The organism is Sunxiuqinia sp. A32, assembly GCF_052690465.1.
In genome coordinates this window covers 63220-88572 of the sequence record NZ_JBQYLI010000014.1, presented here as the reverse complement: position 1 = coordinate 88572, position 25353 = coordinate 63220, and the positions used below count along the sequence as shown (strand labels likewise).

Below are 25353 nucleotides of genomic sequence, written 5' to 3'. Positions count from 1 at the left end.
ATTTAATTTGTATAACCTGGATTCTGAACTAAGTTGGGGTTCGAATTCATGTCATCATTGTTAATTTTTGAGTAGTAATTTTTTTCAAGGAAGATTCTGGTTTGTTTTGGAGGCTTATTGCCGATCTCAAAAACGTATTTTCCATCCTGTATATCGTACCATGGATATAGTGCGCTACCTCTAAAACCATTTAATCCACCTTCTGAAACATCTTTGCTGGAAAGCCTCCAACGTTTCAGATCCCAGAAACGGTGACCCTCAAAAGCAAGTTCAACTTTACGTTCGTGGCGAACATCGTCCAGTGATACACTTGAAAGAAGCGCAATTCCGGCACGATCACGAATTTTATTTATTGCAGTTAATGCTTCATTGTCTTTTCCACCAATTTCCACACATGCTTCAGCCATATTCAGGTAAATCTCGCCCAATCTGAAAACTGGCCATGGGGTTTCCGATTTTCCCATATTTACATCTTCAAGTGTTTCGTCAAAGAATTTCTTTTGGTAGAAACCGGTTTTTGAAGCATCGCCAGCATCTGCACCACCATCTTTACCTGATGTGCTATAGCTGATTCCATCAATAACAACCGTGTTTCCACCTCCTGGTTGGCCAGTAGCCATATAACGCTCAGTGTCTGAAACAATAATTCCCCGCATCCATTCAACGTTTGTTCCTTTACATGGAGAGCCAGGTAGGTAAATGGAGGCAAAAAGTCGAGGATCTTTGTTCGCAAATAATTCATAAGGATTGTCAAATTTACGTTTTGAACCATCTTCATTTTCTATCGCGAGAGTTCCCTCGCTTCCATCAGTATATTCATACGATTCAACCATCTCCAGGACAGGAGCCATACCACATCCCCAACCTCCTTGACGATAAGAGAAAGGGGCATTCCGTTTGTCCCAGTCATGTCCTCTTCCGCCAGATACATCGTATTGTTTTTGAAAAATGTATTCACCGTTTTCTCCGTCAGTTGATTTTGTGAAGATGTTTGTGAAATTTTGAACTTTATCTCCATCCTGATCATACAATGAATAGGCGTTTAAATCTAATAGGGCTTTTGATGCATTGTACGATGCCTGGAAAAAATGGCTTGCGTCAGAATTTGCTATTCCAACAACACCATCTAACTCAACCGTTCCATATTTTGCGATTGATCCGGCGTATAAAGCCGCTCTTGAACACAACGCGAGAACAGTTCCCCTGCTTACACGGTATTTTGCTGCTGCTTCACGGGTGACGGGCAGCTGGTTAGCTATTTCATTACATTCATCTACGATGAAATCATAGATTTCTGCCTCTTTGTTACGTGAAACCATTAATTCCTCGAGGTTGCCAGCACTATATACCTGAGGACTTGTAATCAACGGAACTCCTCCATAGCGCTTTACCAGTTCGAAATAATGCATTGCCCTTATAAAACGACCTTCAGCCATTAATAAATTTTTGGTTTCCTCCGTTAACACGGTCGATTCCTCCAGCTGTTCAATCATGTTGTTACAGTTTCTGATTTTTTTGTACATATCAGAAAATTTCAGCTCAAAAAGGTCATCCATGTATGAAAAGCTTGCATTTGCATTGTCGAATGCAGGTGGCTTTTGGAATGATCCCTGGGCCTCATCCGAGAGTGAGGTTGGGTTCATTAATCTCCACTGCGACCAAAACCAGTAGTTAAAATCATTTAATTGCAATCCATCGTAAAGATTTACCATTACACCATCAATGAGGATAGGATCCTGCCAGACTTTTTCCGGGGTAATGATGTCAAACGTTTCTTTGTCCAGATAATCACTACATGCTATAAAGTTTAGCATGATTAATCCGGCGAATATGTATTTATATACTTTCATATCAGTAAGCTTTATTTAATTAAAATGTTAAATTAACACCAACATTGAATGTCTTCATTTGCGGATAATATCGTAGAGCAGAATCTCTATTCTCTGGGTCCATATATTTCATTAGTCCTTCGTTACTTGTAAAAGTCAACGGGTTTAGACTATTTAGGTAAATCCTTAGCGTTTCAATACCTGCTTTTTGAAGTAAGGAAGAAGGGAGTGTATAACCAACTTCTATCGATTTCAAACGTAGATAGTCTGCTTTGTGCAACGTCCATGTACTTTGTCCCCGGTTTCCTTCAAAGCCGGTAGGACGAATTGCTGGCATTGTGCCAGGCACCCAGGCGCTTGCAGGATCTGTGGGGTCTTCCCTGTGCCAACGGTCCATCCATATGGCAAGACCATTGCCAAGTCCCTGTTGGATTAAAGGATCAAGGAAATCTCCTCCTACAAATACATCGTGACCAGCTCCTCCCTGCAGGAATAGAGATAGGTCAAAGCCTTTATATTGACCAGACAGATCTATGCCGTAATACATTCTGGGATACACTCCATAACCAATAATTTGGTCATCTTTGCCGTCAATGATCCCGTCGTTGTTTACGTCTTTGTATTTGATATCACCAGGTAATAACGATTTGTTTCCGTTATTATCCTGTATTGGAGAGTTTAGGATATCTGCAAATGACTCGAATTGTCCAAGAGCAACTTTTCCCCAGCTAATAGCTTTAAATCTTCCGTTGTTGTTGTTCCTCCAATTGTCATACATATTGGTTGGAGCAGCACGTTCAACATAGTCGAATATTTCGCGGGTAGTCGAAAAATTTGCTTTTACACTGTAGGTAAATTCTTTGATTTTATTCCGGTGACCGAGTACAATTTCAAAACCTCTTGTTTTATCTGAATTTAGGTTTTCCTGGGGAAGACTTTGTCCAAATGTTGATGGCAAGGTTAGTAAACGGGTAGCCAATAACCCATCTCTGTTTCGGATAAAGCAATCAAATTCAGCCGATAACAGTCCCTGCCATGCAGAGGCTTCGAAACCGATATTAGCTGTGGTTGACTCGTACCAGGTAAGTGCTTTATTGGGCATTCCCTTTTCAACTGCTCCGTTTGATAATCCTCCTGTCCCTAACACATACGATCCACTTGGGTATTTATAACCACTCAAATACTGGAAGGCACTGAAGTCCCCCTCATCACCAACTTTTCCGTATGAGCCTCGAATCTTTAAATTTTCAACAAAAGGAAGTGCATCCTTGAAAAATGATTCTTCAGACATTCTCCATCCAAGAGATACCGCAGGAAAGAATCCCCAGCGTTTCTCGTCATCAAATTTGTATGAACCATCGTATCTGAAACTAACTTCAGCAAGGTATTTATTGGCATAAGCATAGTTGATACGGCCAACCAATCCTTCATGGGCCGTTTCCCCTGCGCTACCTCCATTATCCATGTTAATAACCTCTCCAGCGTTTAACTGGTCAATCGCACTTACTGTAAATTGGCGATATGCATCGAACCAGTCCCATCGATCATTGTACAATTCCCACAGCAACAATGCGCCAACATTATGCTTCCCAAAATCATTGGAATAGTTTAAAGAATATTGCTGAATAGGTTTAAAATAGTTCTGTGAATAAAGTGACAACTCAGATAAATTAGCATGACTAGAATAAACTTCATATTGATCTGTAGATGTGTTGTAGTTGTATTCGTTATAGGCTTTATACCATTTTTTAGTATACTCATTTTTATAGTCGTATCCGAGTAATGCTTTTGCAGAGAGCCCTTTTACCCAGGGAATTTCCCAGTTGAAAATAACGGTTCCACTAAATTCACGCCGGTCTCTATTGTCATACCCAGCAGCATCTATCGTTGATAAATGTAAAGGGTTTCCACCTACTCCAGGTGCTTGCCAGTAACCTTTCTCCTCATTTGCAAAAATTGGATAAATTGGTATTGCCCCCTGAATTCTGCGGAACAATGATTCTGATTCATAAGGCTTAGTTCTTTGGTCCAACAGTCCGCTTAGTTGCAGATCAACCGTTAACCCAGACGTAATTTCTGCGCTAATATTAGAACGTACATTGTATTTTTTATAATTAAAGTCATCAGAAACGTAAATTCCGTGCTGATCGGTCAAACCAAAAGAAAAGAAGTATTTTACTTTCTCTGTTCCACCAGATACCCCAACGTGATGGTACATTTGAGGAACTGATTTTCGTATGGTCTCATTTAACCAGTCTGTTGTTCCAATTCCGGCTTTAAAGTTGGCAAGTTCATCTTCTGAATATGCAGGATTGACTCCTACGTTTGTTTGAGCTTCGTTGTATATGGTGGCGTATTCATATCCATCCATCATTTCAGGATACCTGGTTACTTGTTGCAACCCATAATAGGAGGTATAGTTGATTTTCGGCTTGCTGGTAGCACCTTTTTTTGTTGTGACCAGGATAACTCCATTTGCACCTTTAAATCCATACACTGCTGCGGAGGCATCTTTCAAAATACTGATTGACTCAATATCATTTGCATCCACTTGACGAAAATCGCGTTCGATACCGTCTACAATAACCAACGGGCTACCAAAACCGCGAATGTCAAGAATAGCGGCATCATCACCAGGAGCACCACTACGCTGAACAGCCCTCAACCCTGGAAGTTTTCCTGCTAACGTATTGGATACATTCGCAGTTTTCACTGATGTAAGTTCCTTGGAGTTTATAGAGGCAATAGAACCGGTAATTGATCCTCTTTTTTGTGTTCCATATCCGATTGCTACGACTTCCTCAATACCAATAGCATCTTCAGCAAGGGTTATATCGATTGTAGCCTTACCGTCAACAGGAACTTCCTGAGTCCTCATCCCAACGAATGAAAACACGAGGATAGCATCAGGTGCAACATTGGGAAGTGAATAGTTTCCGTCAAAATCAGTGATTGTCCCATTTGTTGTTCCTTTCACAACTATGGTAGCACCAGGGAGAGCCAGCCCGGATGAATCGAATACTTTCCCGGTAACAGAATTAGTTGTTTGGTTGTTAAATTGAAAATCTTTAGTTCCCCGGTTTGTTAATACGATTTGTCTGTTGTAGATCGAAAAGTTTATATCTGTACTTTCGAATAACTGCATCAACAGATCATCGATCTTTTCATCTTTAACTTTGATGTTAACTGATTGATCAACATTGATATCATCCTGATTGTATAGGAAGTAATATTCACTTTGATTTTCAATTTCATTTAAAACATCTTCCAGTTTTGTTCGTTCAAAACTCATTGAGAATTTTGTTTGCTGAGAATAAGTATTGTTTGCAAATACCTGAATAATTCCAACAAAAAAGAGAAATAATGTCCATTTCATAAGTTGCAAGCTTTTTTCAAGGGCATGTCGGGACAATACCCACCGTTCTGGATTTTTTTTCATAAATTTACGTTTGTGTTGTTAATAAAAATGTTCACTGCATTTTAAACGCACTATTAGTCAGGGAAGTGGTCCTAACACTTTCCTGATTTTATTTGATGCTATTTCTTGATTCTTAGTTCAATTACTTTATTTTCATATTGTCCTTTTTCGTTAACTTTTCTTTCTTTTATTACATATTCAATTGGTGAGGTTAAAGAGATTAGCCGAAGAACTTCTTCTAAGGGTTCATTCTGAAAAGTTGCCCTGTACCGAAACTCCGTTAATTCAGGATCAAGTACATCAAACTTTACATTGTACCAGTGTCCGATTTTTCTAATAACTTCACCAAGAGGTTCATTACGAAATATCAATATACCATCTTTCCAGGAGTGAGCGTATTTGGCATCAATGTGTTCAATTTCCCCACTCATATTGTTCTTATCAAAAGAGAACTTTTCGTCTGGTTTTAAAACTTCTGATAGCGAATTGTTTTCGCCAAATAGTTGCACTTTGCCTTCCTCCAGGATTACATCAATTGTATTTTCATCTAAAAATGAGGACACACTAAATTTGGTTCCCAATACCTTCACATTGACCATTTCAGCTTCCACAATAAAGGGTGAAGATGCATCATGATGTACGTCAAAATAGGCTTCGCCTTCGATCGATATTTTCCTTTCGTTATTAAAATCAGCATTGTATTTCAGATGAGCCCCACTGTTTAAGCTAACTTTTGTGCCGTCTGGTAAATCAAAGTGAGTTCTGGAACCATAGGGTGAAACAATTTCAATCCATTTGGAGAAACTTTGTTTTTCAGGGGCACGGTTGAATAAAGTGTAGGATGAATAAATTAATAAAGGAATAAGCAAAATTGCTGCCACACGAAAATAGAACGTAATCACGCGTTGTTTAAAACTTTGTGACTTATTCTCGGGCAGGATTTTAGTTTTTAATGTTTTTAAAACCGACGAAAGATCTCTTTCCTGCATGCTCTCAGTTTCGGTGTATTTATCCCAATGTGAATAAACTGCTTCCCTGATATCCTCATCGAATTTTTCATTATTGAACCAATTGGCAAGTTTTTTCAATTCTTGGTAGGTGTAGGTTCCATTTATATATTTTCTGATAATGTCAGAATTTATTTTTTCTCTCATCGATTTGTATATTCATAGATAAATTTTGCACCGTCTAACACACTTTATAATTCCAAATTGTAGCTATAAAGAACAGAAAATCAATAAAATTCAGATTGGGTCAAATCTGATACTCTTTTTATGGATCATTTTATACTGCTGTTTTATCCAGGTTCATGAGTAATATCCAAAAATCAGAAAAAGTCCTATTCGAAAAAGATATTTTTTAGGAAATAAATAGAAAGTAAAAGAGAAGGGCGGATAGATTGTCATCTTCGAAAGACTTTTTTAATGACTTCATTCCTTCAGTGATTTGATTTTTAACAGTTTTTGGTGAAATATTCAGTTCCGTTGCAATTTCGTCAATTGATCTTCCTTCCTTCTTGCGCTTTAGGAAGATTATTTTTCTTCGTTCAGGAAATTGATCAATCAAAGAATCCAGTTTTTCAACTAACTTTTCAAATTCAATTTTTGATTCTACACCGGGATGTTCCTGACCAAGCCATTCAATTAAATCATGTTTATATTTGTCTTCCTTCATTTTTTTGTTGAAATGCTTCTTGATAGCATTGAAGGCAATGGTAAATAAGTATGATTTAAACGATTTGTCACTTTTTAGAGAAACTCTGTTTTCCCATATCTTGAGAAATACGTCCTGAACAATTTCTTCCGATTCACTGCCGGATTTCAAAAAGGAGAAAGCAAAATGATAAAGTCTTTGACTGTAACGGTCAAAGAGTGATTCAAATGCTTCAGGTGAGTTTTTCCGCAATGAATCAACCAAATTTTGCTCGATTTGAAAATCATCCAGGTCCATGCGCTAAAAGTATATAAATTTCGAAAAGTAGAAAAATTGATAAGATTCTTGTTGATTATGCCGCTGTCCTTGAAGCTTCATTAGTAGGCAATGGCTCTCTCAATACTGCCTATATTGATGGCTCGACTACCGTTGACTTGATTACCGGCTTGCTTGGCAAAAACGACAACTTGGTACTTGAGATCAAGAAGCTGAGGAAAACCAGTAAGCCAAAATCCAAACTGGATCCGGTTGAATCTTAACAATAAGAAATTCGCTTCGGCAGTGGAGCGGATTTTTTTTGACCCTGTTTCTTGATGATGAATGATAATTATTCAGGATGAACATCAAATTCCCGAAACTCAAAATTTGTGGAGTTACCTTCCTGACACAACGCATAGCTCTTGTTCCATGAGGAATAATGTTGCTGCGACATGGAACCATCGTAATTCTCTAAGGAATAATGCCCATTCCATCAAGAATATTTATTATTCCAAATAGAATAACCTTTCAGCACAGCGGAATAGTCTTTCAGCAACGAAGAATACACCTTCTGACTTAAAGAATAAGCTTGCTGCGTGATGGAATAGCAACTATTCACGATCTCAAAAAGCCACAGAACAACCGTCCTGTATGGGTTTTAGGGTTCTCCCAATAATTCCAGTCCTGGGTATACCAGGTTGGAATGGATTAATTTCCAATTTCATGGAATAAGTCTTAAGGTTTCGGGAAATTTCTGATTGGGCTGTACCTGATATAGGAGTCGAATATTTCTTTGTCCGGGCCAACAATACGGGGATCTCCTGTTTTTTCTAATTCTGATTGCAAACTACTTTTTAGCTTATTTTCTATCGCTATAAATTCCGGCTTTCCCGAAAGATTATTCAAACAGAATGGATCTCGATTGATATCAAACAGCTCAAATTCTGGTCGTTTTGCGAGAGCCAAATTAAAGAAGTAACTAATCTCATTATTGTTCCAGTTTTCGATAATACAGGATTTTGTCGGGGAGGCATCAATATCTGTAAATGCCCATTCTGGATGATGTTTACCGGATTCATCGATCCCGTACAAGGGAGCCAATACGCCGTTTGTTTCGGGGATTATTGCTTGTGGGGCACCTGCAGGCCAGCGTTCAGGGTTAAGATTCCAAACGAGCAGGAAATCTTTGCTTCGGATAAGTCGCTGGGGATATCCCCAATTCTTATAGCGTGAAGATGAATGTCGTTCACGTCCTGCAAGAACATATTTTCGGTTAGGATTGACAATTCCTTGCTTCTTAGACTTCAGGATTTCCAGAAGGCTCTTTCCTGAGATTGGCAGCATGTCTTTTTTTTCGGTATTTGTCAGCTCAAGAATAGTCGGGGCTAAGTCAACGAAACTGATCGGATTGGAAACAATTCGGTTCCCGGGGAATTCCTTCGGAAATCGAACTGCAAAGGGGACATGAACGCCATAGTCGTAGCAATTTGCTTTTGCGCGGGGGAATGGCATCCCATTATCTGAAGTAACAATCACAATGGTGTTTTCCAGTTCACCAATTTCGTCGAGGTAACTTAGCATTCGTTGAAGGTGTAGATCAAACCATTCAATTTCGACAGCATAATCCAGCAAATCTCCCCGTATTTCTTTCTCATCCGGGAAAAACTCGGGGACATCAGCATCAGTAAGATTTTTCTGATTTCTTTTCCATGAATTCTGCTCATATACACGATGAGGTTCTTTTGCCCCATACCAGAAAAAGAATGGCTTCTCATTACGAACATGTTCTACGAAGTATTTGAAGTTCTCGAAGTAATTGACATTGCTAATTCCGTTGGCTGTCCTTTCATCGCCCGGCGCACCTTTTTTATACACAATATGGCTGTGTTCCAAGCCTGCGGCGTTAGTCGATCTCCATAGTGAATCCTCTGGGGAACGAGCATATTGGAAGGGATCAACACCTTTCCCTGTTCGTCCGGTTACGTATCCATTTTGCTCAAGCAAATCAATAAAGGGAATGTATTTTTTCATCCAGGAGGAAGCGTGTTGTCCAGATTGTTCATTTTGCCAGGGATATCGGCCGGTAACAATGGAACTTCGGCTGGGGGCACAACCTGGAGACCCGGCATAGCAATTGCTAAAGTAAACGCCTTCTCGTGCAACTTGATCAAATGCTGGAGTATTGACAAAATCGCAACCGACAAAACTTGTATGGGCAAATGACTGGTCATCGCTAATCGCAAAAAGGATGTTTGGCTTATTATTGTTTGCACTAGTATATAAGGAAAGCGATGATAATATGACTAAAATGGTTATTATATTTTTCAATATTGTGTTTTTTAAAATTCAAATTTATATAAATAATGAAGTAGGCGCATTGTCGCCTACTTCATTATTTTATTAAAGGTTAGTATCCAGGATTTTGTTCCAGTACTCCTGTCGTGTTACTTTCAATTTCGCTATAAGGGATAGGGAAAAGATTATGATATGTTTGAACATCAACACCGAAATTTGCAGCAACAGGATTGCCATTGCAATATTTATTTGTTCGATCATATAGCAATCCCAATCTGTTCAAAGTAAGTCTTCGTCTTTCTTCAACCCCCAATTCTCTCATTCGTTCATCAAGAATATAATCGATATTAACTTCGTCGGTAGTTACTGGTGTTGCATTCGCTCTCGATCTTACTACGTTAATATCATCTGCGGCCTTTGCAGGATCTGCGCTTCCGAGATATGCTTCGGCTCTTAACAAGTATGTTTCAGCAAGACGAATATGATATTGGTCTGTATAAGTTGCACCGGCAGTCGAAGCATTCAATGTTTTCAGTTCCGGATCTACATAGAGCTCTGGTGGGTGGTTACCTGGTGTTGTAACTTTAGAAGGATAAGGATAGAAAAACCTAATTGTATCATCATTTGTCTGTCTGAATAAATCCATGTGATCGGATATTTTTTGTCCGTACCATTCTGATGCTGGGTTATTGAAAGCGACATCCCGAACAAAATTATATTCTGAATTTCGCATATCGTCCCAATTGGTTCCCTGCCAAATTCCGTAGGTAAAATGATCTGTTCCCCTGAACCTGCCAATACCTCTCCCTCCGGTATAGTCAGAAACAGCCAGAGATAAAAATGGTGACACGCCAGAGGGATCTTTGTACTTAAAGCTCCAAGGCCTTGGAGAACAGTCTCTTTCTAGTTGGCAGCCTTGTTTAGACCCGGATTCTAATACCCCTCCAGGGACATCAACCTCTTGTTGCCAAACCCAGATGCCTTCAGTATTACCAGCGCCCCTATTCTGATTATACCTGCGAAATAAGTCCCAATAGACATCGCCGGGTTCATTTTTCCTTGATCCGAATCTTTCGGTCATTAATGATGTATTCGGATCATTTATAACAGCAGATGCAGCGTCAATAGCATCTGTCCATCTTTCTAAAGAAACATATACTTCAGCCAACATATGGTAGGCTGCCAGATTGTTAATTTCACCATCCCTGACTTCTGTAATGCCAGGAAGGTTCTGAGCTGCAAATTCAAGATCTGATGCAGCTTGCTGGTATGTTTCCTCACGGCTTGACCTTGTGAAATCAGTTTTCGGGGAGCCAATTTCTTCAATCACAATAGGTACCCCACCATATAAGTGAGCGAGGTTTCTATAAGAGAACCCCCGGAAAAGTTTTGCTTGAGCTTCAACTACCAGCTTTTCATCTGCAGTCATTTCTGAATCCGCAATCCTGTTAAGGATAATGTTCGATGTAGATATAATTTTAAAGTATTGTTCCCAGTGATAAGAGGCCTGTTCGGATTGAGGTGTTAGAGTGGCCAGATAACTTCCAAATCTTGCATTCAGTTGTTGCGCACCGTTATATCCCAAATCAGTACCAAAGATATAATCCAACGGTCGGTGTTCTGAAGCACAGAGCATAACACGAGCAACGTCGTACATGGTATAAACAGCAGCATTAAAGTCATCTACTGTAATAAAAGAATTTTCAGGACTTGCAAAGTCGAGTGGAACTTCTTTAAGAATTGCATCCTCGTCGCAACTATATAGTACAAATGAAAATACAATTAATGTACTCATTAATATTTTTTGAATTTGATTTTTCATTTCTTTATTTTTTTATTAAAAGCTAAAATCAATACCTAGTGAATAACCTTTCAGAACTGGTCTTCCGCCGCTTCCAAGGCCGATGCCTGTTTCAGGATCCCACCCTTTCCATTTTGTAAATGTGAGGAGGTTTTTTCCACTCAGGTAAACTTTAAGGTTTTTAATACCAATTTTTGACAATAAGGATGGATTTAGTTTATATGAAACGGTAATATCTTTCAGCCGTATAAAACTTCTGTCATCGAAGTGCACGTAGTCATATGCAGGTGATTGATCAAGCCTGCGGTACTTTGCGTCAGGATTAGCAGGCGTCCAATAATTGTATTCTTTCCAAATGTTGTTTCTTCTAATATTATCACCAATACCAAAACCATCCAGCATGTTCCTGCCCAGGTAACCGTCTTTGCCCCCCTGAATCGAGTTTATGAAAAAGCGAAGTGTAAAATTTTTGTAGCTTAAATCATTTAGTATCCCAAATTGGTAGGCCGGTTCTTGCCTTCCAAGTATTACCCGGTCAGTTGGATCAATTTTTTCATCTCCATTTTGATCAACTATTCTATCAGTTCCAACATAAAATCCCTCGGGAATATCTTCTCCAAGTTGAATTATACCGGCAGATTCATAACCATAAATAGAGTTTATAGACTCACCTATAAATAACCCGCTGGCTACCAAGTCATCTTCAATGCCATCTTTATTCTCATCTAAGCCTATCAACGAAATTATTTCATTCTTATTCGATGAAATATTAAAGTCCACATTCCATTTAAGATCATTTGATTGAATAATATTTGCGCTTAATTCAAGTTCGATCCCTCTATTTTCTACTTTACCGATATTTGTTATAATTTTTTGGAATCCTGTGAGGGAAGGAATTGATACATTAAAGATTAAATCATTTGTGGTTGAAAAATAGTAATTCAGATTTCCTTTCAATCGTGAATCCAGTATTGCAAAATCAAGTCCAAAATTAAATCCGCTAGTTGTTTCCCATGATAAATCCGGATTGGACAGACTTGTTATTTGTTTGCCAAATAAGGTTGAACCACCTTCACCAAAGACATAAGCCGGGTATGACTGAATTTTTGCCAATGAAGAATAGCGATTTACAAGATTACCATTGGAACCATAAGAAGTCCTAACTTTTAAATAATCCAGCCAGTTTATATTCATGAAGTTTTCTTCGGTTAAAACCCAACCTAGCCCAACTGATGGGAATAGGGCAAACTTGTTGTTTTTCGCAAAACCTGAAAACCCGTCTCTTCTTATAGTCGAGGTAATCATGTATTTGTTTTTGAAATTGTAATTTAGGCGGGCCATCTGGTAGAGATAACTTTCGTCCCATGCTGATGAAAAGATTTGTTGAATGGCAGCAAGAGATAAATCGTTATAGCCTAATGACAGATCGTTATAATTTGAGCCTTGCGCACTAGTACGCTCAAAACTTCTTTCTCTGCGACCATAAACTAAAGTAAGATCAAATTTGTGTACATCCAATAGCGTCTTTTTATAGGTTAAAATATTATCCAAGGTCCATTCATACCCATTGTTGGTGTTTTTGTAGGCTTCACCAGAACTACCGGCACCATATACACTGCTGTAGTATTTTCTGTCCCAGTTGTAGTTGTTCCCAAAATTTACCCGATAGCTTAAGCCTTTTACAAAAGGGATATCAACTTTGGCGTAAAAATTTCCAAATAAACTATTTCTTCTATCCAGATCATTTGCTTCAGCAGCAAGAAACGGATTGGTAATGTTAGCTCCATTCGGGTTTAAAATATAATTTCCATTTTTATCTTTTGGCTCAACAAAAGGTGCCATTAAGGTCAAAGAACTCATACTAGGCGATGATCCAGAGTAATCAGAAAATGATGCAAAAGATTGCACCCCAATTTTAAACCAGGGCAAAATATTGTGATCAAGGTTTATCCTGGTAGTGATTCTTTCAAATTTATCATTCAAAATAAATCCCTCTTGTTTTACATAGCCACTGGAAATAAAATACGAAACCTTTTCTGTTGATCCGGAAACACTCAGGTTATGATCTGATATATATCCAGGGCTTGTTACGTTACCCCACCAATCATAATCTGTTCCAGCTAAATAACCTTCTCTTAATGGTGGATCAGTAACGATATCTGCATAACTCCAATTCGGTTTAAGTTCCGTGTATTCGGGAGCTAAATAGGATGCTTCCCAATCAACGTCGAATGATTTCTGCATGAATTCTTCTGCATTGAGCACACTTAATTTATTGCTCGGTGTTTGCGTGGTATAAGAACCTTTGTAGTTGAAAACAGGTTTCTCACTCTTCTCACCTTTTTTTGTAGTAATCAGGATGACCCCGTTGGCCGATTGCGCACCATAAATTGCCATACTGCTAGGATCCTTTAGAATATCCACAGATTCGATGTCGCTGGGATTTAAATCCGTGATGCTCCCATTATATATAATTCCGTCTACTACTATTAATACACTCTGGTTGCCGCTAATAGTAGTTCGACCACGAACCAATATTGAAGGATTTTCACCAGCAGCATCTACCTGTCCAATATTTAATCCGGTTACTGCTCCTTGTAAAGACTCTACAATACTCACATTGGGCGACTCCCTAAAAGCATCAATGTTAGCCCTTTTTACAGCACCAGTTAGGTCCTCCTTTTTTGCGGTTCCATAGCCTATAGCGATCACTTCTTCTATGCCAATTGCATCTTCTTCCATTATGACATTGATAGTAGAATTACTATTGACAGGAATTTCCTGAGATTTCATTCCAACAAATGAAAAGACCAGAATATCATCCCTTTTTACATCTAAAAGAGAGTAGCTTCCATCTCCATCAGTTATTGTCCCTTGCGTGGTACCTTTTATGACTACCGTAACCCCGGGAAGAGGTTGCCCCGATGAGTCTGTTACTTTTCCAGAAATGCTCTCTTGCTGTTGAGAGAGATTCTGTAATTTTTTTCCTGATTCACTGTTTGTTAAAACAATTTGTCGGTTGATTACTTCATAAGAAATATGGGTAGATTGAAATAAATGATCCATTATTTCTTCAATTGATTTGTTCTCTAATTGCAGGTTTACAATTCGGGATAAGTCAATTTCTTCGCTTCGATACATAAAAAAGTAATCGCTTTGATCTTCAATTTCTTTTAGCGCATCTCGTACTGTCACATTTTTAAGTTTTAGTGACAACTTTGACTGCTGGGAATATACACTAGCACTTAAGTGCATAAAGCTTATCAGCAGAATCGTAAAGGTCAGTTTCATAATACGTAACCATTTTTCAAGGACGCAACTTGCCCTGTCGTTAAACCATTTTTTTTTCATAAATTTGTGAATGTAAAGGTTATACAATAATCCCTCCAGAGGGGTTAAAAAAACCATGATTCATGTTTTCGGCATGAATTGTTCAAAAGGAAAGTGTTAGCTGCACTTTCCTTTTTTTATGGTTTAGTAATCAATACTTTGTTTTCATTTATTTCATATTTTATTTGGGTTGTTTTTGATATTAGATTGAGCATTTCCCTTAAGCTTTCGGTCTTTATGGTCATGGTATATGCTTCTTCGGTATCAATTGAACTATCCAAAGTAATACGGACTCCATACCAGTGTTCCATCTTTTTTATTACATCTTTAAATGGAGCGTCTTCAAAGCGAAGTAGATTTTCTTTCCAGGAAGAAAAGAGCTCTGTATTTACTGTTTTTTTATGCAATTGCTTCGTATTGTTATTATAAATTGCTTGCTCGCCAGGCTTTACATTTGTCCATTTTTTTGATGAAATCGCTTTTGTGTGTACAGCGCCTTCTTCCAGGGTAACTTGAATTTCGGGTTCATCTTGATATGCATAGACGTTGAATCTTGTGCCAAGTACTTTTATGTCAATTTGGTTCGCATTGACAACGAATGGCTGGTTCTTATTCTTAGCAACATCAAAGAAAGCTTCCCCATTAACAAACACTTTTCTTTCGGATTTTTCAAAAGTTGAGGGGTACTTTAAAGTGGTACCCGAGTTAAGCCATACTTTGGTTCCGTCGTATAGTGTGATAATTGATTTCTCTCCACCTGGCACCTGTATTTCGTTATAGGCAACTGTGGACTGGAATGTCTGATTTGTGAGGTAAATGCTGAAACCACCTATAAAGAAAGCCAAAATGAAAATGGCAGCATATTTCATAAATGCTTCATTAAGAATAAACTTCTTAGTTCGAGATTGTTGCTGGAAAAATTTCCGGTAACGAACAGGACTTGCTTCATTTATCCCGGAAAGCACCCATAGTTTTTTTAGTTCTTCATACTCCTGCTGGTTCTTTTCTGAGCCTTCAATCCAATCCAGAATTTCTACCAATTCTTTCTCAGATAGGTTTTCACCATTTATATACTGAATTAATTTTTCTCGGTCCATAGATAAGACTGTTTAATATTAAAACCTAACCTGACCGTTTCACCCTTGCCGGGAAATCAGATTATTTCAAATAAAATAATAAATAGAGTAATGGGAGATAGTCACTTAACTCTTCGCGAAGAATCTTAAGTGCTTTAGTCATATGACCTTCGACAGTTTTAACGCTAATTCCTAGCTCCTCCGCAATCTCTTTATTCTTTTTTTCTTCGAACCGACTTTTCTCAAAAACGATTCTTGCAGACGGTGATAATTTCGATAAAGCTTTATCAATATTGGATTGTAATTCCTCAAAAACAAAGTTGCTTGTGTCGAAGCCAGATAATGAATTATAATTGATATCCAGTTGACGTATTTTGATATAATCGTTGTAACGTCTTTTAGATCTTTCCTTGCTGATTTGCTTGAGTGACTTGTTTTTTACCACAGTAAAAAGCCAGGCATGAACATTGGTATCTTTTTGAAGAGACTTTCGATTAGCCCACAGTTCTGTAAATGCATCCTGGACTATGCTATCAGATGCTTCTTCATCCATAAGATATTGGCAAGAGAAATATGCGAGTTTCTTGAACAGGAAGCGATATAATTCTTCAAATGCATTTTTATCATCTGATTGAATATTTCGTACAATATCTTTCCCGGATAAATTCACTTGATTGCAGGCTGTGATTTAGAATTTGAAGGGCTAAAATAGCTAGAATTATTGATTTTTTATAAAAATTGAATATTGATCCCATCGTACTTTCCTATTACAAGATTAAAAAAATGTGTTTCTGAGTGAATGATTTACAGAATGTTTAATTGTTGAATATTTTATATCCTGAAAAAAGATTGTACATTTGTCAGCGTTATTGTGGACAGATTTGAGATTGATTGCAACCACAGAAAAAAATGCTAAAGCAGTCGCTTTGCCTTTTCTGCATTATCCATATCTATCCCATTTTATTAAACTTTTATTGACTCGAGTCGTTGTGTAATCGACCTTGCAATTTAAATGATAGAATTATGAGTTATCTATTTACAAGTGAATCTGTATCAGAAGGGCATCCTGATAAAGTTTCCGATCAAATATCAGATGCCTTGTTGGACGAATTTTTAGCATTTGATGCAGATTCGAAAGTGGCCATCGAGACCTTGGTAACGACCGGACAGGTTGTATTGGCTGGAGAAGTAAAGTCAAAAACCTATGTTGATGTTCAGGAAACTGCACGTAAAGTGATTAATGAAATTGGTTATACAAAAGCAGAATATCGTTTTGATGGCGATTCCTGTGGAGTGTTGACAGCTATTCACGAACAAAGTGATGATATCAACCGGGGAGTTGATAAAGCTGACAAAATGGAGCAGGGAGCGGGTGACCAGGGAATGATGTTTGGGTATGCTTGCAAAGAGACCGATGATTACATGCCTCTTCCTTTGGAATTGTCTCACCGTATTTTGATGGAACTTGCTGATATCCGTCGTGAAGGAAAAGAAATGACGTATCTGCGTCCTGATTCAAAATCTCAGGTGACGATTGAGTATAACGATGATAATTCACCTAAGAAAGTGGACACGATTGTTGTTTCAACTCAGCATGACGAGTTTGATGCTGATGAGCCAATGCTTGCAAAGATCAAAGCGGACGTCATCAATATTTTAATGCCACGATTGATAGCCAAATTACCAGAGCGTGTAAAAGAGCTTTTCGTAGATAACATTACCTACCATGTAAACCCAACCGGAAAATTTGTAATTGGGGGTCCTCATGGAGATACCGGATTAACAGGCCGAAAAATTATTGTTGACACCTACGGTGGAAAAGGAGCTCATGGTGGTGGTGCTTTTTCAGGGAAAGACCCTTCAAAAGTTGACCGCTCTGCTGCTTATGCTTCCCGTCATATTGCCAAAAACCTGGTTGCGGCTGGAGTTGCTGATGAGGTTTTGGTTCAACTAGCTTATGCTATCGGTGTTGCGCATCCAGTTGGAATTTTCATTAATACTTACGGAACTGCAAACGTTCAACTCAACGATGGTGAAATTGCACAAAAAGTAAAAGCAATTTTTGACCTGCGTCCTGCTGCTATTGAAGAAAGATTGAAATTGAGAAATCCAATTTACCGCGAAACTGCGGCTTATGGTCATATGGGTAGAACTCCAATTGTGAAAACAAAAACTTTCGAGTCTCCCTATTTTGGTAAAGTTGAGAAAGAAGTTGAACTATTTACCTGGGAAAAACTGGACTTTGTAGATCAAATTAAAACCAGTTTTGAACTATAAATTAAATATTCAGGTTAGCGCTTAATGCTAATCCAATTGATTGAAGTTTTACATTGGCATAACCAATGTCATTAAATGGAAGCTTCAAATAAGGTTGAATACTAATACTAAGGTTAGTGTTCAACCTTTGTTGTATGTTGGCCTGTAAATTTAGGACACTAAACCAATGTTGGTTTTCATTTACCAGATGAACATCCTGAGATTGTGAATTGTATTGGTCAGTGTTATACAAATGATAGTCTTCCTTTAGCATCATATAAGAAGATATTCCAGTTCCTAAACTGACAATTGTATTACCTTTCTGCCAAACAGCGTAATTCAAGTTGAGCGGAATATCCAGAATCCGGCAATCGGCATCAACAGATTCATTACTACTCCCATAGCCTGAATTATAACTGTCAAGTCCGGTTTCATAGATTTTTTTTGCATATATTGCTCCAGTGGAAACACTCCATTTTTTTGTCAGATTCATTGTTACTAATATTCCAAAATCGCCACCCATAGACCCATTGTTAAGATTATCAATCCCATTATATGCCGGAGCAGCAAGCAAGCTGATAGCAAATTGATTGTTTTTCTCAGGGTCATTCTTTTCAATGTATTTTTCCTTTGGATCTATCACTAATACTTCATGAATAGGTAACTGTGTCGTTGCTAAATGCGTGGTTTCTGGATACTCAAATCCAGAGATTGAGGTGATGTCTTTTTCTTTTATTTCACCTTGAATTATTACCTGTAGAGAATCTTCTGTTGAAATAGGGATAGGCAATCTTGATTCAGTAGTAATTTTGATTGCGTTATCAACTTGAACAAGATCGTTTTCATTGGATGTATAAAAGTGAGGTTCAATAGATTCCTTTTTTACATCTTCTATTTTCTTTTTTGCAATAGGAATTTGCTTTTTGGGGAGTTCTTCTTTAGATGATTCCAAATTTTCGGTTAAATGTTCGTCTGGCAAAAGCGTCTGATTTTCAGTCCAAAGTAGCCAAATGGATAAGGTGACAACAATTACGGCTGCAATGCTAGTCAATGTTTTTAACCATTTTACTTTTCCCAGTCTTTTTTCAAATGCGTCAAGGCGTTGTTCTAATATATGCCAATTATCATCAACAAAAGCAACGTGGTTTGATTCTGAATCCAAACCCTCCCTGAACAACCGGTCAATATCTTTTTGGTCACCTGGATTCATAATTTTGTTGAATTTGTAAAGTTTTCAAATGCGAGTTTTCTCGCGTCCGTAATCTATATTTATAGATAAGCAAAGCAAGTATCGATTTAGGTTTTGTAAGCATTAGTTGAAGTTTCTTCCTTGCTTTAAATAAGTTTGATCTGGATGTTCCAATACTTATTCCAACGATTTTAGAGATCTCTTCATGAGAATAACCATCTATAGCATATAAGTTGAAAACCAGCCTGTACGTTGGCGGAAGTTGTTGAACCATGCTTAGTAAATCTTCGTAGCCTAGTTGACCTTCAACAACAGCATCATTCATGGATAAATCGGATTGTTCCAATTCTTCCATTCGGGACCATCTTAAATTGGATCGATAATAATCAATAGACGAATTTTGCATGATTTTACTCAACCAAGCTTTGAATGCCCATTTTTCATCATATTTATCAATATTTGTAAAGGCTTTAAAAAAACCATCGTTTAGTACTTCCACCGCTTCATTTTGATTATTCGCAAAGCGCAAACAAATCTTCATAGCAAAGCCATAAAATCTTTGATATAATAACTTTTGTGACTGTCGGTCATTCCTCTGACAGCCATCTATTAGTTGCTGTAATTCGTTATCTGGCATATATGGAATTACTAAAAATCTCTAACTTAGTACTTCTTTCGTCTGCTTTTTCAATAAAGCATTAATCTATATTTACTTATAACCTGACACTAAACAGTTTTGTTTTTTGATCCATAAAAGAAGAACACCCTATTTAAATGATTAAAAATTACTGCACAATATTGTAGTCATTTCCTGATGAATTGCGGGAAAGTGAAAATGTTCGTGTAATGCTAAATCCCCATCGAAATCCTCCGTCCCACCAATTGCTGCTTGTGCTTGGGATAAATTGGTTTTCTAAAATTGCAGTTGCATTGGTGAAATTCAGATTAAAAATATGACCTCCAGTTTCAATCTCCACACCTATTCCTAATGGATTGTAGAAATTAAATGCTTGCTGTATCTTGAAATAATCAATGCTTTCATTATTTCTGAAATTATGGAAATAGTCAACTATGATAGCCATTCGTTTACTCAGTTTTAAACGTCCGCCTACTCCCAGTGCGAAAAGGTTATTTGCATCCATATAAGTCACATAATTTCTCCGAATGTATGTTGGGAGAAGAACCAAGGAAAGGTTATTGCTGAATTTTTTGCTAATAATAAGCTGTGCTGTATAGTTCATTCGGTCACCAAATTTTTGAAAACCAGCATCTGATGTAGTTAATATGGATTTTTCTGTTGCAGACAAGATGCTGTTCCCATAGAATGTTAGCGATATTGGAGTAGAATTGTCAGTTGTTTGATCAATTATACGAAGCTTACCATCCAAATAGAACAACTCTTTTTGAAAAGTATTTACTCCATTCGGAGACCCTTTTGTACGACCTGTACCAATTGTTAATTGGTCAGAAATACCATATTCAAATCCAATCAAAATATCAGTGGAGTTATCTAAGCCGAAAAAAGTTTTAGTTCCACCGTTATCACCAGCAAAATCGCCAAAACGATGCATGACAAGAAAAACCAAATCATTTTTCCCCACTGTTTCGTTGGTGCGAACATTAATCAATCTTGGAGATTTAAATGTATTAATTACCGGAAGTTTATTCCGGTTAAACGTCGAATCATTAAATAATTGACTCAAATCTGACTGTGAAAATCCAGATATAAAACTTGATAATATTAATGTCAAACAAATAAGGATAATTCGTGCCATACTTAATTCTGCTTTAATTTATAACTGGCAAGCACAGAGACTTCAACAACTTCTGCAATGTTTTTGATTACTAGCCTGGGGATTTTTATATTGTGATCAACGAGCCTAATATTAAAAGTTGATTTCGCAGTTATTTCCTGATTAAATATGCTAATCTCTCCTTTGGCCGCGTACGATTTGGTGACATTATGGATTTTTAGATCACCTTTTACCTTGACTGATAATATTCCATTTTGTCTAATATCAAAAGTATCCAAGATCGTTCCATTAAATTCTGCATTTGGGTATTTATCACTCTCCAGATAGTTTTCATTGAAGTGTTTCTGCATTAAACTTTTCTCAAATTCAAAAGTTCTAATTGGAACCTTAAAATAGATTAATTGAGAGTCGAGATCAATGGCAGAAACACCTTTCTTACTTTCTGCATAAATGTCTTCTAATGGAGCTTCAGAGAAAAAGCTAAGTACTACGCTTTTTGACACAGCTATTTGAGATTCGGCTATGTAATTTGAAAAAACAATGACCAGTGCTGATAAACTTGTCTTAATAGCAAACATTTCAAATTAATTTCTAGGTGAACAGTTTCCAATCCATATATTTAGTGAATCCCTGATTGATTGTGACAAAGGCGCATTTCCTTGAGGCATATCTGCATTATCGCTAATTACACGCGCCGCGAAGAACCCAGATGCAGCTTTGACTCCATTATAATTTGTAAAATCACCAGGTCCAGGCGAATTTCCTGTAAAGTGGCAGGAAATGCAATACTGATCCATGACTCCTTTGACGAAATTATCGTAAGTAACGTCCATTTCTGGAAATTGAGGGGTACATTCATTCGTATTTGGGTCTTCAATATCCACTTCAGTTGCTGTATTTTCACATCCAACATACATGATACTAATTCCAATGAGTAGGGAAAAAACTATTCTTTTCATAAATTAATACTTGAGGATTAGTTCTTATTTGATTAAATATTCTCGGTCATCAATTCTATCGTCTGTACTGGGAATCAATAGCCATAGCCTCCGCCATCATTGGATGAGTTAGGACTACTTTTCTTGGTGAGAGTTGCCAAAATTTCTCCTCCAGGATAATTTGCAGTATGAATTTGAACATATATATTTCCCGAAGCTAAATCATTTGCTTCTTCCGAAGTGAGTGTTGTATTGCCAGAAACTGTCCCACTAACTGCAGTAGAAAAACCCGTAATTCCAGAAAGTACCGGACCTGCATTATGAAAGTGCATGTTAGCAACTTCTGAGCCCAAACCTGACCAGGTAACTGCATAACTCAACACGAGCGTTGTGGGATCAAATGTTGCATTCACAGTTCCCATAGCAGAGGTAGTTACTGTTTCAGCCGATTTTACAAATTCGCCAGAATAGGTAATTTTGGAGGCTGTTTCCATATCATCAGATTCATCTTCACTACACGATATCAAAAATCCTACAAACAGAATTCCCATCAGATATGAGAATAGCCTCTTGGAAGTTAATGTATTAGTTATTGTTTTCATGACTATAAATTTTAAGTTTCAAATAATAAATTTGAATAACGTTAGGTACCTAAAATTGAGTTAATCCAAATTCCTTTTTAATGGTTACGGATTGAATATTAAAAACGCTGCCTAATAGGAGATAAAAAAGTCTTTTATTTTTTATTAAACTATAGAAAATGCGGTTTTAACTTATTTAGATTCAAAAAAATGAAGATGGGGAGTACCTCGTTGAGAGGCGTATTTACTGCAAGTTTATAAAGAGAATGCTGCCATTTTGATCTAAAATAAGGGCATAAAAAAACCCGATCAGTTATGACCGAGTTTTATTTTGATATATGCGTTGTTTAAAACTCTTTCTCACCAAATTCACTTTGAGGGAGTTTACCATTGATTGATTTTCGATTCAAATTGAAACTCAGATTGACTAAGATCATATCAGTTTCGTAGATGTAATTGGTTGTGGTATAAAAATTTTCTCCCCAGGTTGTGATTCGCTGCCGGTTTGTCTCGTGCATCCCCAAATCAATATTTTGCCATTGTATTCCGGCAGTCATTCGTTTGTTGAAAAAGCTTTTTTTCAGGGATAAATTAGGAGTTAAAAAACGAGAGTCTTCACCCTGCGCTGTTGGCCGAACTGACAGATAATTTACATTTGCCTGCAAATTCAATGTTTTAGTCAAATCAAAACTGGTATTCGCATTGATCGAATAAACCCAATCATCTTTGGGGTTTATGTTTACGAATTCACCCAGAATATTCAAATCTCCCTCATACTTTTGCTTAAAAATATTTGCTCCAACATAAAGGTTCCACCAGCTAACTGGTTTAAAATTAGATCCAAATTCAAATCCCAATGCAGTTGCTTTCTCAACATTCGTGTACACGCGGTTTAAGATGGTATCTGCATAAACACTATTCACCCGCTGAACCGGATCTTTACTTGCCCTGTAATAAACAGTAGTGAATATTGACCCGCTTTTGAAACTCTTGATAACTCCAAGTTCTACTGCATCCACCAGTTCCGGTCTTAGATCCGGATCACCAATTTCTAAGGTTTCTGAGTGTTCCCGTTCCGGAATAGGATTTAACTGGTTGTTTGACGAGCGCTGAATTCTCCTGCTGTAACCGGCCTTTAGCTTCCAGCTTTCAGTTACATTATATAATGCACTCAGCGTTGGGAAAAGGTTGGATAAGTTTAATTTGTGTGGATTGGGATCAGTTGATAAAATAACGGTTCGGTCGTAGTGTTCATATCGCAAGCCAACTGAATATTCAAGCTGTTCACGTTTAGCTGAGTATTGCGCGTAAGCAGAATTTATCTGATTTTTCGACAGGGCAGTTCCGCTAAATTGATCAAGCTTCGGCTGATTCGGATCTTCGGGAGTAACGATATAATCAAATACGCCGTCCTGCTTGTCGTTACGAAATTGATAGCCGGTTTCAAGTTTCCCTTGCCCCAAATCAATCGCGTAATCAATCAAAATTCGATATCCATCAATGGGCTTCTTGTATGGGTTCTGAACGTATTGAAAGATTGTGCCCCCAGGAACATCCCGATTTCGGTTATGTGTATTTCCATTCAAATCATCATATTCATAAAGTGCAGAAATAGAAATTGTTGAACGATCGGAAAAAGTATGAGTATAATCGATATTTCCCAGGGTAAAAGTTCCCTGTTTCAATTGTCTGTTTTGATTGTAGTAATTAATCATGTAATTAAAAGAACCGTCACTTAGGGACTTTTGGGAATTGGTGTAAAAGAGATTAGCGTCACGTTCCTGGTAACGTTTGCCACTAAAAATGCCGAACGAAAAAACATTGTTCTCATCTGCAGTAAAGCTAATGTTGGCCCTTCCGGCATAATTATATCGGTAGAAACTCCGCTCACCTGCAGAAGGGAAGTGATTTTCTGTATTGTTCTCAGGATTCATTATTGTAACATCACCCACCCTGTATCCGGCTATATCATTCCGGGTATAATTTGCACCAATCGTAATGTTCCATTTATCTTTTTGATAGTTAAAACTTGCGTCAGCTCCATACCTCACGGGCTTGTCTTCGTTATCGAAAGTGGTTGTGCTTGGCAGTCCTCCCAATAAATTGACCACAAATCCGGCGTGATCGTTCGTTCCATTTTTAGTAGTAATATTGATGATCCCTGCCTTTCCATCAGGATCGTATTTCGCTGATGGGGAGGTAATTAGTTCAATGTTTTCAATGGAGTTTGCAGGCAGTTGATTCAACATATTCTGAGCATCGGCAATCACTGGTTTTCCATTGATTAATAGCAAAAATCCGGATGACCCCCTCATCGAAATTTCACCTTGCCCACTAACAGAAACCGAAGGCATATTTTTCAAAACGTCAATTGCAGAGCCTCCTCTAGCTGATTCAAATTGCTCTGCCTGATAGACTTGCCTTTCAAGCTTATTGGAAGAATTCAGTTTTGTAGCTGCTACTGCAATCTCATCAACAATGATTCTTCCCTCGTTTATTAATATATCATCTAATTGAAGATGGTTGCCTCCTTTTAATTGAAAAGTATCAGATAGTTTGTTTTCATAGCCTATAAACTGAACCTTTAAGAAATAATTTCCGGGTGCAAGCTTTTCAAATTTAAAACTACCATCATCAGCAGTTATACTTCCGGTAATTAACTCTTCATTTGTTGCACTGTAAACGGCAACACTCGCATATTCCAATGGCTGATTGGTTGATGCATCTCTAACTTTTCCTTCTACACTTCCGTCTTCTGCCATTGTTGACCAATATGACAGAATACTTAAAACCAAAATCAAGTACCTCACCATGCTAATTTTAATGTATAAATGTCTTTTGAAATCTTAATCCAACGAGAACCGATCCTTCACTTTTAGTTGAGTACGAAAGATGTTTAAATTCTAATTGAGAATTCAACCACATGAAACAGGTAAATAATTAAATAGTTTATTTTTTGAACTCCATGTTGCCCG

17 protein-coding genes are annotated in these 25353 nt (G+C 37.6%); 1 reads left to right on the top strand and 16 read right to left on the bottom strand.

Annotated features, from left to right (window positions below):
- Nucleotides 1–2: 2 nt before the first annotated feature.
- The 9 genes from ACUNWD_RS14595 to ACUNWD_RS14555 all read right to left on the bottom strand — a co-directional run bounded on the left by ACUNWD_RS14595 (nucleotide 3) and on the right by ACUNWD_RS14555 (nucleotide 16330).
- The gene (locus ACUNWD_RS14595; protein ID WP_445588566.1) at nucleotides 3–1850 is read right to left on the bottom strand and encodes a RagB/SusD family nutrient uptake outer membrane protein; all 1848 of its coding nucleotides are present in this window, start codon (nucleotides 1848–1850) and stop codon (nucleotides 3–5) included.
- 19 nt (nucleotides 1851–1869) lie between these two features.
- A complete protein-coding gene (locus ACUNWD_RS14590) occupies nucleotides 1870–5268 on the bottom strand; it encodes a TonB-dependent receptor (RefSeq protein WP_445588565.1) in 3399 nt (1132 codons plus the stop codon).
- 98 nt (nucleotides 5269–5366) lie between these two features.
- The gene (locus ACUNWD_RS14585) at nucleotides 5367–6401 is read right to left on the bottom strand and encodes a FecR family protein (RefSeq protein ID WP_445588564.1); all 1035 of its coding nucleotides are present in this window, start codon (nucleotides 6399–6401) and stop codon (nucleotides 5367–5369) included.
- A 205-nt stretch (nucleotides 6402–6606) separates the two neighbouring features.
- Entirely contained in the window at nucleotides 6607–7197 is a 591-nt protein-coding gene (locus tag ACUNWD_RS14580) for an RNA polymerase sigma factor (RefSeq protein WP_445588563.1), read from the bottom strand.
- Between the two features lie 696 nt (nucleotides 7198–7893).
- Nucleotides 7894–9486 carry a sulfatase family protein gene (locus ACUNWD_RS14575; protein ID WP_445588562.1) on the bottom strand — a complete coding sequence of 531 codons (1593 nt, stop codon included), beginning with the start codon at nucleotides 9484–9486 and terminating at the stop codon, nucleotides 7894–7896.
- Between the two features lie 79 nt (nucleotides 9487–9565).
- Nucleotides 9566–11275, bottom strand: a complete 1710-nt coding sequence (locus ACUNWD_RS14570) for a RagB/SusD family nutrient uptake outer membrane protein (protein ID WP_445588561.1) — start codon at nucleotides 11273–11275, stop codon at nucleotides 9566–9568.
- 15 nt (nucleotides 11276–11290) lie between these two features.
- Nucleotides 11291–14605 (bottom strand): TonB-dependent receptor, encoded by a 3315-nt coding sequence (locus tag ACUNWD_RS14565; RefSeq protein ID WP_445588560.1) that lies wholly within the window; start codon nucleotides 14603–14605, stop codon nucleotides 11291–11293.
- A 116-nt stretch (nucleotides 14606–14721) separates the two neighbouring features.
- On the bottom strand, nucleotides 14722–15681 hold the full coding sequence (locus tag ACUNWD_RS14560) for a FecR family protein (RefSeq protein WP_445588559.1): 960 nt from the start codon (nucleotides 15679–15681) through the stop codon (nucleotides 14722–14724).
- A 61-nt stretch (nucleotides 15682–15742) separates the two neighbouring features.
- Nucleotides 15743–16330, bottom strand: coding sequence for an RNA polymerase sigma-70 factor (locus ACUNWD_RS14555; protein WP_445588558.1), 588 nt, complete (start codon nucleotides 16328–16330; stop codon nucleotides 15743–15745).
- 353 nt (nucleotides 16331–16683) lie between these two features.
- Between ACUNWD_RS14555 and metK the strand changes: the two genes are divergently transcribed.
- Nucleotides 16684–17937 carry a methionine adenosyltransferase gene (gene metK, locus ACUNWD_RS14550; protein ID WP_445588557.1) on the top strand — a complete coding sequence of 418 codons (1254 nt, stop codon included), beginning with the start codon at nucleotides 16684–16686 and terminating at the stop codon, nucleotides 17935–17937.
- Between the two features lies 1 nt (nucleotide 17938).
- Here the strand turns inward: metK and ACUNWD_RS14545 are convergent, their stop codons facing one another.
- From ACUNWD_RS14545 to ACUNWD_RS14515, 7 genes are all read right to left on the bottom strand, one after another.
- Nucleotides 17939–19126: a hypothetical protein gene (locus ACUNWD_RS14545; protein ID WP_445588556.1), complete on the bottom strand. Its 1188-nt coding sequence runs from the start codon at nucleotides 19124–19126 to the stop codon at nucleotides 17939–17941.
- A complete protein-coding gene (locus ACUNWD_RS14540; RefSeq protein ID WP_445588555.1) occupies nucleotides 19113–19742 on the bottom strand; it encodes an RNA polymerase sigma factor in 630 nt (209 codons plus the stop codon). Before ACUNWD_RS14540 ends, ACUNWD_RS14545 begins: the two co-directional genes overlap by 14 nt.
- Nucleotides 19743–19890: 148 nt before the next feature.
- Entirely contained in the window at nucleotides 19891–20880 is a 990-nt protein-coding gene (locus ACUNWD_RS14535; protein ID WP_445588554.1) for a DUF5777 family beta-barrel protein, read from the bottom strand.
- A 2-nt stretch (nucleotides 20881–20882) separates the two neighbouring features.
- Nucleotides 20883–21437, bottom strand: coding sequence for a YceI family protein (locus ACUNWD_RS14530; protein ID WP_445588553.1), 555 nt, complete (start codon nucleotides 21435–21437; stop codon nucleotides 20883–20885).
- A 6-nt stretch (nucleotides 21438–21443) separates the two neighbouring features.
- The gene (locus tag ACUNWD_RS14525; RefSeq protein ID WP_445588552.1) at nucleotides 21444–21818 is read right to left on the bottom strand and encodes a hypothetical protein; all 375 of its coding nucleotides are present in this window, start codon (nucleotides 21816–21818) and stop codon (nucleotides 21444–21446) included.
- A 74-nt stretch (nucleotides 21819–21892) separates the two neighbouring features.
- Complete coding sequence (locus tag ACUNWD_RS14520; protein ID WP_445588551.1) at nucleotides 21893–22399, bottom strand: CHRD domain-containing protein; 507 nt, start codon at nucleotides 22397–22399, stop codon at nucleotides 21893–21895.
- A gap of 326 nt (nucleotides 22400–22725) precedes the next feature.
- On the bottom strand, nucleotides 22726–25188 hold the full coding sequence (locus ACUNWD_RS14515) for a TonB-dependent receptor domain-containing protein (RefSeq protein WP_445588550.1): 2463 nt from the start codon (nucleotides 25186–25188) through the stop codon (nucleotides 22726–22728).
- Nucleotides 25189–25353: the final 165 nt, after the last annotated feature.